General features: G+C 47.7%; 14 protein-coding genes. 8 read left to right on the top strand and 6 right to left on the bottom strand.

Features of this window, described 5'->3' with window-relative positions:
• Positions 1-86 precede the first annotated feature (86 nt).
• Together RDO88_RS01460 and RDO88_RS01455 are read right to left on the bottom strand one after the other, a co-directional pair.
• Complete coding sequence (locus RDO88_RS01460; protein WP_307757675.1) at positions 87-623, bottom strand: HD domain-containing protein; 537 nt, start codon at positions 621-623, stop codon at positions 87-89.
• 5 nt (positions 624-628) lie between these two features.
• Positions 629-2,356, bottom strand: a complete 1,728-nt coding sequence (locus tag RDO88_RS01455) for a glycosyltransferase family 39 protein (protein ID WP_307757674.1) — start codon at positions 2,354-2,356, stop codon at positions 629-631.
• Between the two features lie 86 nt (positions 2,357-2,442).
• Here RDO88_RS01455 and RDO88_RS01450 point away from each other — a divergent pair, with 86 nt between their 5' ends.
• Together RDO88_RS01450 and RDO88_RS01445 are read left to right on the top strand one after the other, a co-directional pair.
• Positions 2,443-2,835: a GtrA family protein gene (locus RDO88_RS01450; protein ID WP_307757673.1), complete on the top strand. Its 393-nt coding sequence runs from the start codon at positions 2,443-2,445 to the stop codon at positions 2,833-2,835.
• Between the two features lie 45 nt (positions 2,836-2,880).
• Complete coding sequence (locus RDO88_RS01445) at positions 2,881-3,849, top strand: glycosyltransferase (RefSeq protein WP_307757672.1); 969 nt, start codon at positions 2,881-2,883, stop codon at positions 3,847-3,849.
• On the opposite strand, the gene RDO88_RS01440 is transcribed toward RDO88_RS01445, so the two are convergent.
• Complete coding sequence (locus RDO88_RS01440) at positions 3,846-4,952, bottom strand: nucleotidyltransferase family protein (protein ID WP_307757671.1); 1,107 nt, start codon at positions 4,950-4,952, stop codon at positions 3,846-3,848. The two genes, RDO88_RS01445 and RDO88_RS01440, sit on opposite strands and share 4 nt — an antisense overlap.
• Positions 4,953-5,017: 65 nt before the next feature.
• On the opposite strand from RDO88_RS01440, the gene RDO88_RS01435 reads away from it, so the two are divergent.
• On the top strand, positions 5,018-5,284 hold the full coding sequence (locus RDO88_RS01435) for a PqqD family peptide modification chaperone (protein ID WP_307757670.1): 267 nt from the start codon (positions 5,018-5,020) through the stop codon (positions 5,282-5,284).
• Here RDO88_RS01435 and RDO88_RS01430 read toward each other — a convergent pair.
• Positions 5,274-6,455 carry a hypothetical protein gene (locus RDO88_RS01430; protein ID WP_307757669.1) on the bottom strand — a complete coding sequence of 394 codons (1,182 nt, stop codon included), beginning with the start codon at positions 6,453-6,455 and terminating at the stop codon, positions 5,274-5,276. The genes RDO88_RS01435 and RDO88_RS01430 overlap by 11 nt on opposite strands.
• Positions 6,456-6,523: 68 nt before the next feature.
• Positions 6,524-8,893, bottom strand: a complete 2,370-nt coding sequence (locus RDO88_RS01425) for a leucine-rich repeat protein (RefSeq protein ID WP_307757668.1) — start codon at positions 8,891-8,893, stop codon at positions 6,524-6,526.
• A 1,395-nt stretch (positions 8,894-10,288) separates the two neighbouring features.
• On the opposite strand from RDO88_RS01425, the gene RDO88_RS01420 reads away from it, so the two are divergent.
• From RDO88_RS01420 to RDO88_RS01410, 3 genes are read left to right on the top strand one after another with little or no spacing between them, the layout of a single operon-like run.
• Complete coding sequence (locus RDO88_RS01420; protein WP_307757667.1) at positions 10,289-10,996, top strand: ATP-binding cassette domain-containing protein; 708 nt, start codon at positions 10,289-10,291, stop codon at positions 10,994-10,996.
• A 29-nt stretch (positions 10,997-11,025) separates the two neighbouring features.
• Positions 11,026-11,874, top strand: coding sequence for a hypothetical protein (locus RDO88_RS01415; RefSeq protein ID WP_307757666.1), 849 nt, complete (start codon positions 11,026-11,028; stop codon positions 11,872-11,874).
• Positions 11,871-12,329 (top strand): hypothetical protein, encoded by a 459-nt coding sequence (locus RDO88_RS01410; protein WP_307757665.1) that lies wholly within the window; start codon positions 11,871-11,873, stop codon positions 12,327-12,329. Before RDO88_RS01415 ends, RDO88_RS01410 begins: the two co-directional genes overlap by 4 nt.
• Before the next feature lie 235 nt (positions 12,330-12,564).
• Here the strand turns inward: RDO88_RS01410 and RDO88_RS01405 are convergent, their stop codons facing one another.
• Positions 12,565-13,524, bottom strand: coding sequence for a transporter (locus RDO88_RS01405; protein WP_307757664.1), 960 nt, complete (start codon positions 13,522-13,524; stop codon positions 12,565-12,567).
• A 213-nt stretch (positions 13,525-13,737) separates the two neighbouring features.
• Between RDO88_RS01405 and RDO88_RS01400 the strand changes: the two genes are divergently transcribed.
• Both RDO88_RS01400 and RDO88_RS01395 read left to right on the top strand, forming a co-directional pair.
• Complete coding sequence (locus tag RDO88_RS01400) at positions 13,738-14,928, top strand: N-acetylmuramoyl-L-alanine amidase (RefSeq protein WP_307757663.1); 1,191 nt, start codon at positions 13,738-13,740, stop codon at positions 14,926-14,928.
• Between the two features lie 26 nt (positions 14,929-14,954).
• Positions 14,955-15,848 carry an MlaD family protein gene (locus tag RDO88_RS01395; RefSeq protein ID WP_307757662.1) on the top strand — a complete coding sequence of 298 codons (894 nt, stop codon included), beginning with the start codon at positions 14,955-14,957 and terminating at the stop codon, positions 15,846-15,848.
• Positions 15,849-16,041 lie beyond the last annotated feature (193 nt).

Here is a 16,041-nt window from a genome sequence, read left to right as displayed (position 1 = left end):
AAATCAACAAACAAAAATTCGCTTGGTGCGGCAAAAGTACGTAAAATACACGGATTAGCACGTGCTTTTTAAAGAAAATTAGATTGCTACAAGAAGAGTTCGCACCAATGGTCGAACCGCTTCAGCCCCGCTTCGCCGTAACGTTCAAGGCTTTTACGGGCTTTCTCCACGCTTTTTTCCTTGTCGAGCTTGGTCTTGGAAAAGAACTTGTCGGCAAAGCAGACAATCTGCTCCTCGATACTGACGGGAAGCATTTCGCGATGAGGTACCGGCAAGCCTTGCGCCACAATCTGCTCCAGCGAAAGTCCGGCCCCTGTATGACGCTCGCATACCAGAGCATGACGCGGATAGCCTTCGGCCCGCATCAGATCGGCCCCCAGATACCCATGACAGATGTAGGGCTTGTCGCCAAAACAAAAGATACCGTCGGCATCGGTCAGAAAAATACCGATGTCGTGAAGCATGGCTGCCTCGTACAGAAAGGTGCGGTCGGCCTGCAACTCGGGATGACGGTCGGCTATCTGCACGGCCTTGTCGGCCACCGAACGGCTGTGGGTAAGCAGGATGTGACGCAGTTCGGTACCCTCCTGATAATATTTGTCGATGATTTCAATCGGATTCATAATAACTATTTCTTACTGAAATGATAAAGAATGACCTTCGTACGGGTGTCACAACTCCGTTTGTCGGTATAGAAGACTTCTTCCGCCCGATACTGGTTTTCTTCCAGCAAGTCGAGAGCTTCTTCCTTCTTGGACTCCGACACAAGCAGGTATCCTTCGGGCACCTCAGGTATAGCCCGTACAAGATGACGCATACGGTCGCCCAAATAATAGTTTACCCCATAAAAGTTGATATGCGTATGCGAATAGATATATCCTTGGGGCACTATTGTCTCCAACCTTTCAGCCAGCTGTTTGTCCGACTTCACGGCCAGCACGGTAGGCTGGTAGACCCCATCGAGCGACACGAACAGACAAAGCATACAACCGGCCACGGCATAAAGCAGTGCATAAGCACCGGCACGCTTTGCAACCAGCCGTAAGGCACACAATGCCGCAATCACAGGCAAGGCTACCAACAACCATTGGGGAATAGACAAAGACACATCGCGCAAGGCATGCATGAAAGCAATGTTCTCGGCAGCATGCCGCCCTGTCCCCCATACACTTTCGGGGATCAAGTCGGCGCGTACAGCAGCAAAAACGACCGTAAGCAGCAAACCCAAGGAAGCAAAGATGACAGCACACACCTTGAAGACCTGCGCCCCACGACGTACTTGAGCCAACAGATATTCTGCAATGAGCAATGCCATGAACGGATAGATGGGCAACAGGTATACACTGCGCTTGCTCTTGGGAATGCAATAAAATATAAAGATAATCAGAATTGTCAGCCACGTGAAAAGTTGCAACGGAGACTGACTACGGAATGTCTGCCAGGCCTTTTTGAGACGCATGCCCAATGTGTTTCCCGCAGGCAAAATCCGCATGCCCTTCCACTTCAAGCCGAAAAGTGAAACCAACAGCACCAATGTCCAGGGTATCCAGCCCCAGATAATGGTCAGGAAATTATACCAGATAGGATTCTCATGCGATTCATAAGACATCTTATGGAAAAAACGACCGGTATTCTCTTCCAACATCAGATCAACAAAAGGCTGTCCGCCCTGTTTCCAGGCCGCCCAGAACCATACGGCAAGCGGAACCAACGAGAGAAGTCCGATACCTGCCAACGAGAAAAAAGCCTTGCCGAACGAACGTCCCCGCACCAGCTGATAGACTCCCGTAACCAAACAAGGGAAAATGGTACCTACCGGCCCCTTGGTCAACGATGCACAAGCCATCAGCACGACTGCAACCCATGGCACCCTGCGGCATCCCTGCTCGTCCCAACGGAAGAGCAGACACAATGACATTACAATGAACGAAACCTGTACCATATCCAAACGACAGGCCACAGCTGCCCGATGAACCTCGAAAGAAGTCAAAAGCAAAACAGAAGCCAGAAAAGCTGTCTTCACATCCTTCCTACGGCCTACAAAAGCAAAGAAGACCAGCTGCAAGGCCAGAAACATGACCGCAGACGGAAGACGGGAAGTAAACTCACTGACTCCACCTGCGATAGCCGAGAAGGCAGCTATCATCCAATAAAGGAAAGGCGGTTTATAGGCTATGTCAACACCATAATTTACGGGCAATATCCAATTGCCACTCTCCAATATAGCATATCCGACAATGGCCTCACGAGGCTCACCCTTGGAATAGAAAATGCTTTCCCCCAAAAAAGGAACAATGACCAGCACACTCAGCAATGCGATGAACCAGAACGCTTTCTTCGTATTATTGTCCGACATATCCGAATCTTTTTTAATTAGTTTCGGCGCAAAAGTACAAATTATTCTCCAACAATGCCTAACTTTGCCACACAAATCAAAAAAAGATGAAACAAATCAACCAACAGCCTGCATTCATCCGTTTCGTCATCGTAGGCATCGTGGCCACGGCTATACACTACGGACTCTATTATCTGTTGCAATTCCTCATTGAAGTAAACATAGCCTATACAACCGGCTACCTCATCAGTTTCATCGCCAACTTTTACCTCACGGCCTATTTTACCTTCCACACCCGTCCCTCATGGGGGAAAGCATTCGGATTCGGTGGAGCTCATCTGTGCAACTACCTGCTTCACATGGGATTACTGAACTTGTTCCTTTATGTGGGAGTGTCCAAGCCATTGGCTCCTATACCGGTCTTTGCCATCGCCATTCCCATAAACTTCCTGATGGTAAAATTCGTATTCAAAAGGAAAAAAGCGCCAAGTAACCCCTGATATCCGAAAAAGAACTATATTTGTTCTGGATTTTACTGAAAGCCCATGAAAAAAGTAACTTTATTGATTCCTGTATATAACGAAGAAGAAAATCTTCCGACTCTTTACCAACGCCTCACCGAACTAATCGGACGAAACGGAAACTATGAATGGGAGATTCTGTTTGTCAACGACGGAAGCAGTGACCACACATTGGATGCTATCCGTTCTTTAAGGCAAAAGAATCCCCAAGTCAACTATGTCAATCTTTCGCGTAACTTCGGTAAAGAGATAGCTATGCTGGCCGGATTCGATTTTACCACGGGGGACTGTTGCGTCATCATGGACGCCGACCTGCAAGATCCGCCCGAACTGGTAGACCAAATGCTGGCCTACTGGGAAGAAGGTTACGATGACATCTATGCCAAACGACGCAGCCGCGGAGAAGAAAGCTGGATGAGAAGCAAATTGTCGCTTACTTTCTATAAACTGCTGCAAAAGATGAGCCGCATCGACATTCTGCCCAATGTAGGTGATTTCCGTCTGCTGGACAGGCGGTGCGTACTGACCCTCCGCCGCCTGCGCGAACACGAACGCTATACAAAAGGCCTCTTCTGCTGGATAGGCTATCGAAAGAAAGGCATCGAATTTGACAGGGGCGACCGCGTGGCCGGCCAATCTTCATGGAGTTTCCTGAAATTGCTGAATCTGGCAATCGAAGGAATCACCTCCTCTTCGACAGCCCCGCTGCGCATAGCTACCGTATGCGGCATCTTGTGCTCTATCTCCAGTTTTATCTATGCCATCTATTTTCTGATAAAGACATTAATCTTCGGAGACCAGACAACAGGCTTCCCCACCCTAATCGTCACCATCCTGTTTCTGGGCGGCATCCAACTGTTCTCTTTGGGAGTAATCGGCGAATACATCGGACGCATCTTCAAGGAGACCAAGGGACGACCAACCTATATCGCCTCGGAATATAATGAAAAGAAACTGGGATACAGCGAAGAAACTTTTCCTTCCCTGCACTAACGGTCGAGCAACCGCTTCCACTGCAACCGAAAAGTGTAGCCAATCATCAGCCACGGATGGAAGAAGGCTTCACGCGGAGCTATATAACCCCACCTGACACAACGACCGACGGAACCGGTAAACGTATACCACTTTCCCCTCCAATACCCCTGGGGACGTTCCCGGCGTTCCGGAGCATGCCTTCCGAAGTTCCCGCCTGACCAGACGGCATCAAAGACGCGTTCCGCTCCTTTCCGGTCACTTTCACGGGGAGGGATGGGAAGGCAGTCGGGAGGAAGTCCCAACTGCTCCACCAGTATAAGGCCGAACAGCCGGGCCGTTTTTTCCAGACCAAACGCCTTCAGCAGGCGGGCGGCTTCGGCACGCTCTTCCGGCCCGGACAGGGAGCGAAGTTGGCAGGCCCAGTCACACACATGCCGCAAGCCGATACCCGCATCCAGAAAATGAATGAGTAGATGGGCCAGCAGATAGGCCGCGTTGAAAGCAGAAGGCAACACGCTAACCAGTGCCTCTCCAATCGGCAAGGTCGGATAAGGAAGGGGTTCCATACAAGCCACCTCGCACTTCAACGCCAAAACAGATCGCGGATCGGCAAAACTGACCAGCATTCGGTGATTCTCCACTTCCATCCCCTTCCACCAGAAGGAAGCATGCTTGTAGTTTTCCTCCATTTCCGTCACCCTCTCTTTCCGCAAGATGCGGTTGGCAGTCTCATAAAAAGCTGGTCCTACATACAAGTCGATGTCGCCACACTGACGACGCAAAGGGTTTCGGTAACATTGAGCAATGCCCTGTCCCTTCAGCAGAACCGGCTCTACACCATAGGAACGGTACATCGCATAGATTTCTCCCAATGCCATATTCAATTTCCGGTTGGCTTCTTCAATACGGTCCAATGCGCCGCACCACTTCAGATAGAGCATACGCGGAGGCCGTTTATCCTTGGGCAGGGTCTGCATCCCATCGAATACGAGACCCGTAACCGCCTGCTGCACGGCCTGCCTATATATGGTTTCCCAATCGGTTTGCCCGTCAAAAAGGGCGAGGTTACATGGAGTTCCCCACAAACCGCTTTTCAAGAGTTCAAAAAACTGTTCTTTCATTTGGTTCATACTTCAATATTCAATACATTTGTACCTCATTCATTAATCTAAAAAAACAATACATTATGAAAATCAAGGATGCATACAAACTGAGACAGATTGCCGGCGAGCATCTGATTGTCAAACAAGGAAAAACCCACGACGACATGACCCAGGTCATCTCCCTGAACGACACGGCTGTTCTCCTCTGGAACGAGCTAAAAGGGAAAGACTTCACATTGGAACAGGCCTCCAGCATACTGACCGACCGCTTCGGAATTACCCAAGAACAAGCTGAAGCGGATACTCGGAAGTGGATGGAAGCTCTTTCCGGATGCGGCATCATCGACTGAGCGCCCCCTTTGCCTTCAGCCAAATCCAGCCCAAGCCCGCTACGACAAACAGCAGGAAGCCGCCCACCATCCACTTCATCTTCGAAGGCGAAACGGGATGTAGCGGCACTGTGGCGGGCTGGATGACCGCAAATACTGGACGTACTTTCTGTACCCGCGTCCTGGCGGCCTGCACCTGTAACGCCATATCCGCATACTCCTTATAGGCCTGCGCTTTCTTAATTTGCAAGTTAATCAGATTCCGTTGGTTCATCTTCCTCACCATATCCTGATTGCGGTCAGCCTCACAAGCATATTCCTCTTGAGCATGATAATAATTTTCCCTCGCCCGATCATACAACTTTTCTGCCTGTAACAGATTATCCATTTCTTTCCGGATACGGTAATCAGTTACAAAAGCCTGTAAGCGACTCCGCACACTATCGGCTACGACACAGGCCACAACGGGATCTTGCATGCGAACCACGACAGCCACCGTGCGCCGCTCCTTATCCACCTCCAAACGTATACGTCCACTGATAGCACCTGCCACGGCCGCCTCCCTTTTGGTCAGTCGGTAGACATAACGAAAGTCTCGGCCTCCAAGCGAATCCGAAGCAAGCCGAACCACCTCTTCTGACTCCTCCTCTCCGCCCACCAGAGCAGACAAAAAACCTATGCCGCTCCCCAAAGCGCTACTGACTGCACTCCACCAAGGGATACGCTGATGATTGGCCAGATAATCAGACAACGACAACGTACTGTCCGGAGAACAAAATGAAGGACTGACCGGAACATCGAAAAGCCCAAGCAAGAATCCTGGCGACCGGACGATATCGGGATACAGGCTGGGATAAATGGCATCCTGAATCTTGCTGCCTCCAACCAGTGCCCCTGCAGCTTCATCTATCGCCCCTTCATCCAATGAAAGAGACGTGCTCTCTGGGGCCGTAAAAACGCGAGACTCGTATTCCTTAGGCAGACTGAAAGCAATTACTGCACCAACTAGCAGCCCCACACCACCTGCCTTCAACAGAAAACGGCGGCGAGACCACGCCAAACAGAGCATTTCATTCCATCCACCTTCAGAAGAAGACCCACTACCACGCAAACAACCATCCATATTCAAATTAGTCAAGTAATATAAACAAATAAAGGAGGACGTATCAGGAAGTATATTTACTTTCGACACGCCCTCCACGAATTCAAAGCCGGGTATGAGATAAACTCAATTACTTACACTTGATACTATAATTTGTCCTATTTAAACTGGACTGCCTTGAATTCGATACCACCGTTGACACCCTTCAAGAACAGATGAGAGTCATCGTAATTACTAACTGGTTGAGAAGGATTAATGAATAATGTAACAGAAGTTGTATTTGAGCCGAATGTAGTGGCGCCATAAGTAGTGTAATTCACATCAAACACTTCGTCAAACTGAACTTGAATCAGAGTAGCGCCGGTGTTGGCCAAAATATCCTTACCAAACGTAGTAGCCTGCAAGAATTCGATATGCTGCAGTGACGTACAACCATCAAAAGCACCTTCACCGATATGCTTACCGCCTACGTAGAGTACCTTCTTCGTTCCGTCTACCACTTCACCATACAGAGCTGTACAACCCTTGAAAGCCTGTTGGCCGAGATCGCCTGTCACATTACGCAGATCCAATTCTTCCAATGCAGTACAACCTGCAAAAGCCTTGGTTTCTACCGTAGTAGGAGCTACCTGAGCACCGTCGAACAGAATTTCCTCCAACGAAGTACAATTTTCGAATGCGCTTGCCTTCATGTCTGTATTGACAACGTTGATCGTAACCAAATTGGAACATCCTTTGAATACGGCAGCACCACCAATTTCAACCTTACCATTTACGGTAGCCAGATCAGTACATCCGTTGAACGAGTTAGCACCCAGCTTCACACCATCCTGAACGGTTACTTCAGCCAGTTTAGTATAATTTGTCAAAGTGAAACCGGTAGAGGGGAATCCTACGTTCATGGCTGATACACCGCTCATGTCCAACGTCTTCAGTGAAGAATCTTTCAGAATCTCCTTAGCAATCACTTCATCTTCAAATCCGTAAGCGGGCAGCTTCACATTTTCCAATTCTACACTTGCGCCGAATGCACCCTTAGCAATAACGGTTACTTTCGGGAAGTCGATATCCTTCAGTATAGTCTGAGTGAAGGTTCCGGCAGGAATTTCAGTATTCTCGGCCAGCTTGATGGACTTCAGGGCAGTGAACTTCTTCAACAGAGCCAGTTCAGCCTTACTCAATTCCACACCTTCGTTCACGATAATGGTGTTGAATGCTGTAACAGCAGGATTCGATCCTTCATTCCATTCAATCTGACCATTGTTAGAACCTTCCAAGAAGATATCATTAAACTTACCACTGTTTACAATCAGCACGCGTTCGTTTGTTCCTCTGTCTTTGGTTACCAAATACGGATAGTCGGCAATCTTCAAGACAGGAGCACCTACGAAGTTGTTGTTACCCTTTACAGAAGGCCAGTTGGCAGCTGTAGCAATAGGATTAGCGTTCGGTAAAGTAATGTATTCGAAATCATAGGTGATTTCTACACTCTCTTTGGCACCAGCCTCTACAAAGGCTTCACGATCTACATTGTTCATAGCCATGTAAGCGGCATCGGCATCTGTCCAATCCAAACCGGTAGTTCCACCGTTAATATTCAGTGTAATAGTGCTTCCAGCACCCGTTACGTCACTAGCCCAATTTGTGATGTCACCACCATCACTCTTCACCAATTTAGATTTTTCCGGATTCTTTGTATCTACCAAGTAAGAAACGCCGCTCTGACCATAGTCAATGATAGAAGGTTTGATATCACCTTCATCATTTGTATCGCCATCCGCATTCTTATCGAAGCCTTTCATTTCCATCTTGATAGTCTTCAATTTGCCGAAGTATTCCTTATAAGCATCCACACCTTCGCTCTTGAATACCATAGCTGTAAACGGACGAACAAATTTCAAGTCGATTTTTTCACCTACTGCATCATAGCTGTTTTCAGCCACAGCCTCAGTCAACGAATACATCATCAGTTTGGAAGTAACGTCACTACCGTTCTTTGCCGTCTGGTCCTGAGCATTCAATGCAGGCAGCGTACCGATACGGAACTTACCGTCTGTAATATCCTCCACAGTCGACGTGGTAGGATATACTGCGAAGAACTGAGACTTCTTAGCTTCTACATCATCCGGATCCGTCATATCAATATCATCTGGACCGTACTGGAAATCCAAAATATTATCATCCTGATAACCGGTAAACACACCACGGGCAGCTGATTGGGTAGCCTTGTACTGCGCCTTGTTATCCTTACTCCAAGAAGTTCCACTCGTTGCCACATTGCTTCCTGTGGCAGTCGTATTGGTACTCCAGATGTTAATTTTATCCTTCTCCGCATACCAGAAGAAGTCATACGCTTTGGTATCCTCATTGTAAGCCAAGTCACCACGTGTAGCGGGAGCTTGAGCCAATTCAGCCCCGAAGGAAATACCCTTCAATTGATTTTGGGGAACTTGTACCGACTCAAACTGGTCTTCAGCACAGCTGGCTGCCAGAGCCAAAATCCCCGCACAGAATAAAACTCTTTTCATCGCAAAATGTTTTGATTAAACACAAATAAATTAATACATTAATACTATTAACAAAGCAATCCATTCGTTAGAACGGATCTACGCCACCACCGGGAACATCAGTACCTGATGCAGCAAAACCCTTTTCCACTTCTACTTCTACAATCTCCACCTCGGGAGCTACGTAATTCATTTTTTCTTCCATTTTCTTTCGATTTTAATTGTTAGTACACTGTTAATTTATAAATATTTTCTATCTTTGCACAGTTCAATTCACATACCTTTTCTCATGCTTCAATGAAAATCTGGTGCAAATATGATTAATTTAATTTGAACCACAAAGAAAAAAATACTTTTTTTTTGCCTTTATATCCATAAATCCCTTTTCCAGGTACCATAAACCCCTCCTAACATTACCTATCTGTTTCAGAGAGTAAACGTCTGCAGGGTTTCAAGACTTGGTATGATATACTTATATTACATATGAGAAAAAACTTTTATCATCACATCCGGCAACTGTTGCCACCCAAATTGCGTAAACGGATGCATCGCGTTTTATTAGCTTCCATCCTACGAGCGTTGTTGGACTTTATGGGCATAGCTGTTTTATTTCCTGCGCTATGGGTCATTTTGAAGCCCGGAGAGCATTCACCCTCACCATTGCTGCTATGTGGTGTCGCTTTCCTATTCGTTTCTTTAAAGAACTTGTTGGCAATGTGGTTGATCCGCATACAAATTCGTTTCCAATTGGACTCGTACCGTGCAGTAAGCCTCCAACTGTTTGTCAACCATTTCCGCCGAGGAATTCTCCACTTGAAAAACCAAGGAAGCAACCGGTTGACCCACGAAGTAAATTATACCTGTTATCTGTTTGGCCAAGGCATTCTGGCATCTTTCTTCCGATTCTGTAGCGAAGGTATCCTATCCCTGTTGTTATTAACCGTACTGCTAGTCCAGGAGCCAATAGCAGGCTTACTGTTAGCTACCCTATTCGCCAGTCTGTCTGTAGCCTATAGCCACCTATCCCGCAAGCACTTACACAAATATGGGAGAGAAGAACTGGAGGCACGCCGCAAGCAGACACGAATTGTATCCGAAACTTTCCGCGGATATCCCGAAATAGAAATTTCACAAACGTTCGCTCAATCCCTCCACTCTTTTGAACAAGGGGCTGAGACCATCGCATACAATCGGTTACGCGCCGACATGTACCAGCAATTTCCCCTATTCATTTCTGAAACAGCCCTCATCTTAGGTATGGCCACATTGACCTTAGCCGGACGGGGAGACTTAAGCCTCTCCGGCGGTATATTTGCCTTAGTCTCTTTCCGACTGATTCCCGCCATCCGAATGTTACTGGGAGCCTACGCCACTCTGCAAAATACCGCACATATACTAGACACGATCCACAAAGGCTTGACCTTCCAATCACCCGATCCAACCACCCCCGCTCCGCTCGACTTCCGACAGCAGATAAAGATACGCAACCTATCCTACGCCTTCCCCGACGGGCATTTACTATTCCGGCGAATCAACTGGACCATTACCCCCGGAGAACGAGTCGGCATACGCGGAACAAACGGCTCGGGCAAAACGACGCTATTCAACCTACTACTAGGTTTTTTGGAGCCCACCGAAGGTGAAATCCGCATCGACGGCCAAAAACTGACTTTGAGTAACCGTGCTGACTGGCACCGGATAGTGGGTTACGTACCGCAGGAAATTTTTATAGCCGACGAAACGCTACTTTACAACATCGCCTTCGGTCTCCCTAACCCCGACCGGGAAAAGGCACGAAATGTCCTGAAAGAGGTAGACTTGGCCGACTGGCTGGACGCATTACCCGCCGGATTAGACACTCCGATGCTGGAAACCGGAAACCGCCTGTCTGGAGGACAGAAGCAACGTATAGGCATTGCCCGCGCACTGTATAAAGAACCCCGAGTGTTACTACTGGACGAAGCCAGTTCAGCTCTCGACCCGCATACTGAACAAGAAATAAACCGCAGTCTTCTCCATCTGTGCGAACAGCACAGGGAACTGACACTGCTGATCATTTCACATCACGAGGCTCCGTTTGCCCTCTGTAATCGGATTCTAGACCTGGATAATTACCGCCCTTGACAGAAAATCATTCATAACATTATATTTTTATGGAAAAAACTTATTCAATAGCCGGACATATCGTCCGTTTTCATGGAAAAGAACTGACTGAAGCCTTGGCCTCACTAAATGGCTTCACACCCTTCTTGTACGTAAACCAAAGCAAGATTACAGGAGAGTTTCACCTGACAGCAGAAGAAGCCCCGCAAATCAAAACACCGTTTTACGAAGCAGACATAGAAGGCGTACACCAAAGCCTTAGCCGATATGAGAAGGGATTCGTGCTCCATATAGCCTCCTCTCAGGACAAACAGCTGGCACTTTGGACGGACAAAGACCAAGTATACCTGCACGGCTCCCTGGACGGACAACTACTCCGCTTCGCCTGCTGGATTGGATTCGGTCTCATTGCTCTCCCCTATCAAACAGTAGCCATACATACCAGTGCCATCATCTACCACGATACAGCTGTCCTCTTCTTAGGAGAAAGCGGTACCGGAAAAAGCACACATACCCGCCTATGGTGCGAACACATACCGGGTTCAGCGCTGCTGAACGACGACAGTCCTATCTTGCGTATCACCCATGGGAAACCCTACCTGTATGGCAGTCCTTGGAGTGGAAAGACACCCTGCTATAAAAACGAATGCTATCCAGTGGCCGCCTGCGTCCGCCTCTCCCAGGCTCCGCACAACCGTATAACTCGGTTGCCCGCCCTGCAAGCCTACGCATCCCTGCACCCTTCTTGCCCACCAGCCTTCGCTTACGACGAGAACCTGTATGAAGGAATCTGTAGCATTTTGGACCCTCTTCTGTTGCAAGTACCTTCCTTCCATCTGGAATGCCTGCCCGACGCCGCAGCTGCCCGGCTTTCCTGTAAAACAATCTTCGGCCTATGAAAAAGATAACCTTGTCAAACAGTTTCCTGGCCGAAGCGGAAACAATCCTGAAAGAAGGACGGAACGTTACCCTGCACATCGGAGGAAATAGCATGTATCCCTTCATCATCGGAGGTAAGGATAACGTAGTGATAGCTCCTTGCCCCTTAGGCCAAGAACTTCGCCTGTGGACTTGCCTGTTCTATCGCTGGAAGGGACAGTACATGATACACCGCTATGTAGGACGTGAGGGTAACCACCTGCTGATGATGGGCGACGGTAATCTGGGACGCATCGAACGAATTCGTCGGGAAGACGTTTTGGGAATCCTGCTCTCTATCCGCCATCCGGATGGCAGCCTCCAAGATTGCCTGGATGAAAAATGGCTGCGGCGCGGCAAACAATGGTTCAAGCTCCGCCTGCTACGACGATGGCTCATCCCCTTATACAGGCTTTTGATTACGCCAACCTCCTAGTTTCCCCATCTTTTTCATTCAGAGTGAAACCCTTTCCCTTTAAAGGAGAAAGGTCTTCCCTTTTAAAGGGAAAGGGTTTCCCCTCCTGAGGGAAAGGCTTTCCCCGTTTTCCAGAAAGGGGTAGAAAGTCTTTTCACTGAAAATCAGCCACTTTTACTTTCCCTGCAATATGTTTTTATTTCAATTACCTATATGAGTAGATATTTTGATAATACCCTGCCGTACCGGATCTTCTTTACTCCCGTTTACGCTTCTTCCACAACTGCCAGGAGTTTATGATATTCTGCCACAGGACATAAGAGCCGGGACCAACTGATGACAAAGGGTTCAAATAGGTATAAGCCATCCAAATGGCCAATACCGTATTTTTCTGGCCGAGAGCCTGACCTCCACTGATACGTTCCTTGTAATGCCCGCCAATGCGTTTTCCCAAGTAGAACTGCAGGCAGCAAGTAACCAGACCGGCCAAAGCAATCAGCACCTCTACATAGCCGGGCGCCGTACTGTTGACCAACGAACGGACCGTCTGCCCTGAAACTATAGCCAAAGCCACTCCCCATAAATAGAACGCGGCATCATGACGCTCCAGTAACCAGCGGTGCACACCAGGCATCCAAACACGCAACAACCATGCCAGAAAGAAGGGACACAACAACAACGGGAACACTTTGCTGAGAATTTTCAAAAAGGCCAGCCAGAAAGTTACATCGGCATGAGGTTCTACCAAAGGAAATACCAGCGGAACCGCAACGGCTGCCAACAGATTGGAAGCCAACGTATAGGTAGTCAGACTGGCAGCGCTGCCTCCAAGCTTGCCCGTAATGACCGCAGCAGCGGTAGCCGTAGGACAAATCAGGCAAACCATAGCCCCCTCGAATACCTCCCGATACAGCTCGTTCATCGGACAAAACACAAGCAAGCCAGCCAGCACCAGGCAGGATACCGTCTGAAACAACAACAACCAGCCGTGCCATGCCTTAGGCTTCAAGTCACAGACCTCGACCTTGCAGAAAGTAAGCAGGAGCTGGGCAAAAATCAGTAAAGGGGTCAGTACAGCCACCAGCCCGTTGACCAAAGGCTTGGCCAGTGCAAGAAACTCCACTTTGGCAAACAGGAAATAAGCCAACGTACCGGCAATCATCGCAACCGGCAAAGTCCAGTTCTTCAAAAAACGTATCAATGAATCAAACCACATATTCTTTTTTGACAAGAAATTCATTATCAGTGGAAGTCCTGTGCCTTACAGGACTCCCTAATAAAAAACGGCTGCAAAATTAATTCCTATTGACGAAAGATGTTCTCCACAAGCCAAAAAACTGCCTCAAAAAAAGTGGAAAAAGAATAAAACCTAAAGCAATCCGCCAGTTTTCGGCAAAATTACACTACATTTGCACACACATTTATATATATGCGATTAAACAGACTTCACATACTATCATGGACCATCAGCCTTTTGGTGCTGATCCTTCCTTTCTGTTCCGCCGAAGCCCAATCCCACAAATTCGTGGTGGTCATCGACGCCGGACATGGAGGACATGATCCCGGAGCCATCGGAAAAATATCCAAAGAAAAGAACATCAATCTGGGAGTAGCTCTCCAACTGGGCAACCTGATCAAAGAAAACTGTCCGGATACCAAAGTCGTTTATACACGCGACAGAGATGTCTTTATTCCACTGGCGCGCAGAGCTGAAATAGCCAACAATGTCAAGGCCGACCTGTTCATCTCCATCCACACCAATTCTGTAGGAGGAAGCAAAAGCGTACAGGGTGCCTCTACGTGGACACTCGGTCTTGCCAAGTCGGACGCCAACCTGGAAGTAGCCAAACGCGAGAATGCGGTTATCCTGTATGAGGACGATTACAAAACCCGCTATGCGGGCTTCAACCCCAATTCATCCGAATCGTACATCATATTCGAATTCATGCAAGACAAATACATGTCCCAAAGTGTCCATTTGGCTTCTCTGGTACAGAAAGAATTCAAGCAGACAGGAAAAAGAATCGACCGCGGTGTACATCAGGCCGGTTTCCTTGTATTGAAGGCCAGTGCCATGCCCAGTATCCTGGTTGAATTGGGATTCATCTCCAATCCGCAGGAAGAACGCTACCTCAACAGCGACAACGGAAGAAAGACATTGGCCAACAGTATCTTCCGCGCTTTTCTCACCTATAAGAAGGAGCAGGAAATACGTCTGAAAGGCCAGGCAGCCACCGACTTGCCGGCACCTGAAGCAGCACCAACTGCAGATGCACCTGTACAGGAAAAAGTCCCCGCTCCGAAACCTACGGTACCGAAAGCAAAGCCGGCAACTTCTCCGACACCTCAAGTGCCTGTATTCAAGATACAAATCCTGACATCTACCAAACCTCTTTCCGCAAACGACAGACAGTTCAAAGGCCTGAAGGGTGTGAAGCATTATAAGGAAAACGGTATGTATAAATACACCTATGGAGAATCAACCGACTACAATGAGATACTCCGGCTCAAGAAAACGGTTTCATCCAAAATAAAGGATGCGTTCATCATCGCGTTCAAAAACGGGAAGAAGATGGACACCGCAACAGCCATTCGCGAATTTAAAAAGAACAAAAAATAAAAACCCTATAAAAAAGACAAATCATCATGAAGTATATTACGAAAGAAGTTAAAATAGGTATTGCAGGTATCATAGCACTGTGTCTATTGGTTTATGGCATCAATTACCTGAAAGGAATCCACATGTTCAAGCCAGCCAGCTACTTCTACGTCAAGTTCAACAATGTAAACGGACTGACCAAATCGAGTCCCGTGTATGCTGACGGCTTTCGTGTAGGCATTGTCCGAGAATTATACTACGACTACGACAATCCGGGAAATGTATTGGCTGAAATCGATGTGGAACCCGATTTACGGATTCCCAAAGGCAGCAGCGCCGAACTGGCAGCCGAAATGCTGGGAGGAGTGCGCATGAACCTGCTGCTGGCCAACAATCCACGGGAACGCTATGAAATAGGTGACACCATTCCTGGCAATCTGAACAATGGCATGATGGAGAAAGTGGCCAATATGGTTCCACAAATAGAAAAAATGATGCCCAAGCTGGATTCTATCCTGACTTCACTCAACGCGGTACTTGCCAGCCCTGCCATTCCGGCTACCTTGCAGAATGTACAGAACCTGACGGCCAGTCTGGCTTCTACCAGTAAACAACTGCAAACGCTTATGAGCAACGACATACCACAACTGACAGGTAAATTGAACACCTTAGGAGACAACTTCATCGTTATGTCCAATAATCTGAAACAGATTGATTATGCTGCTGCCATGGAGAAAGTCGACTCCACACTGGCCAATGTAAGAAGTATTACAGAAAAATTGACAAGTAAAGACAATACCATAGGCCTGCTGTTGAACGATCCGGGACTTTATAACAACCTGAATGCAACCACAGCCAATGCGGCAAGTCTGCTTCAGGACTTACAGGCACATCCCAAGCGATACGTTCATTTCTCCCTCTTTGGCAAAAAGGACAAATAATCGACTATATAGAAATTGTCTAAATAACAAAGCTTGTTCTTTATCAGCCAAAGATGCCCGAAAAGATAGGTATTCAAAGCATTAAAAGACATTTCCCATGAGCTGGAATAAAAACAGAATACCTATCCAAGAGCTAGCATAATACACTAGTAATCAAGAGCTTCAAGAAATCCAAATTGCTTTCTCCAGGTAT

Source organism: uncultured Mediterranea sp. (genome assembly GCF_902493215.1).
Taxonomy (GTDB): Bacteria; Bacteroidota; Bacteroidia; order Bacteroidales; family Bacteroidaceae; genus Bacteroides.
The sequence above is the reverse complement of the archived record's forward strand: the minus strand, read 5'-3'. Positions and strand labels throughout refer to the sequence as shown.

Coding starts and splice junctions, on each gene's coding strand:
- RDO88_RS01460 (WP_307757675.1), bottom strand. CDS start 623: ATGAATCCGATTGAAATCATCGACAAATATTATCAGGAGGGTACCGAA.
- RDO88_RS01455 (WP_307757674.1), bottom strand. CDS start 2,356: ATGTCGGACAATAATACGAAGAAAGCGTTCTGGTTCATCGCATTGCTG.
- RDO88_RS01450 (WP_307757673.1), top strand. CDS start 2,443: ATGAAACAAATCAACCAACAGCCTGCATTCATCCGTTTCGTCATCGTA.
- RDO88_RS01445 (WP_307757672.1), top strand. CDS start 2,881: ATGAAAAAAGTAACTTTATTGATTCCTGTATATAACGAAGAAGAAAAT.
- RDO88_RS01440 (WP_307757671.1), bottom strand. CDS start 4,952: ATGAAAGAACAGTTTTTTGAACTCTTGAAAAGCGGTTTGTGGGGAACT.
- RDO88_RS01435 (WP_307757670.1), top strand. CDS start 5,018: ATGAAAATCAAGGATGCATACAAACTGAGACAGATTGCCGGCGAGCAT.
- RDO88_RS01425 (WP_307757668.1), bottom strand. CDS start 8,893: ATGAAAAGAGTTTTATTCTGTGCGGGGATTTTGGCTCTGGCAGCCAGC.
- RDO88_RS01415 (WP_307757666.1), top strand. CDS start 11,026: ATGGAAAAAACTTATTCAATAGCCGGACATATCGTCCGTTTTCATGGA.
- RDO88_RS01410 (WP_307757665.1), top strand. CDS start 11,871: ATGAAAAAGATAACCTTGTCAAACAGTTTCCTGGCCGAAGCGGAAACA.
- RDO88_RS01405 (WP_307757664.1), bottom strand. CDS start 13,524: ATGTGGTTTGATTCATTGATACGTTTTTTGAAGAACTGGACTTTGCCG.
- RDO88_RS01400 (WP_307757663.1), top strand. CDS start 13,738: ATGCGATTAAACAGACTTCACATACTATCATGGACCATCAGCCTTTTG.
- RDO88_RS01395 (WP_307757662.1), top strand. CDS start 14,955: ATGAAGTATATTACGAAAGAAGTTAAAATAGGTATTGCAGGTATCATA.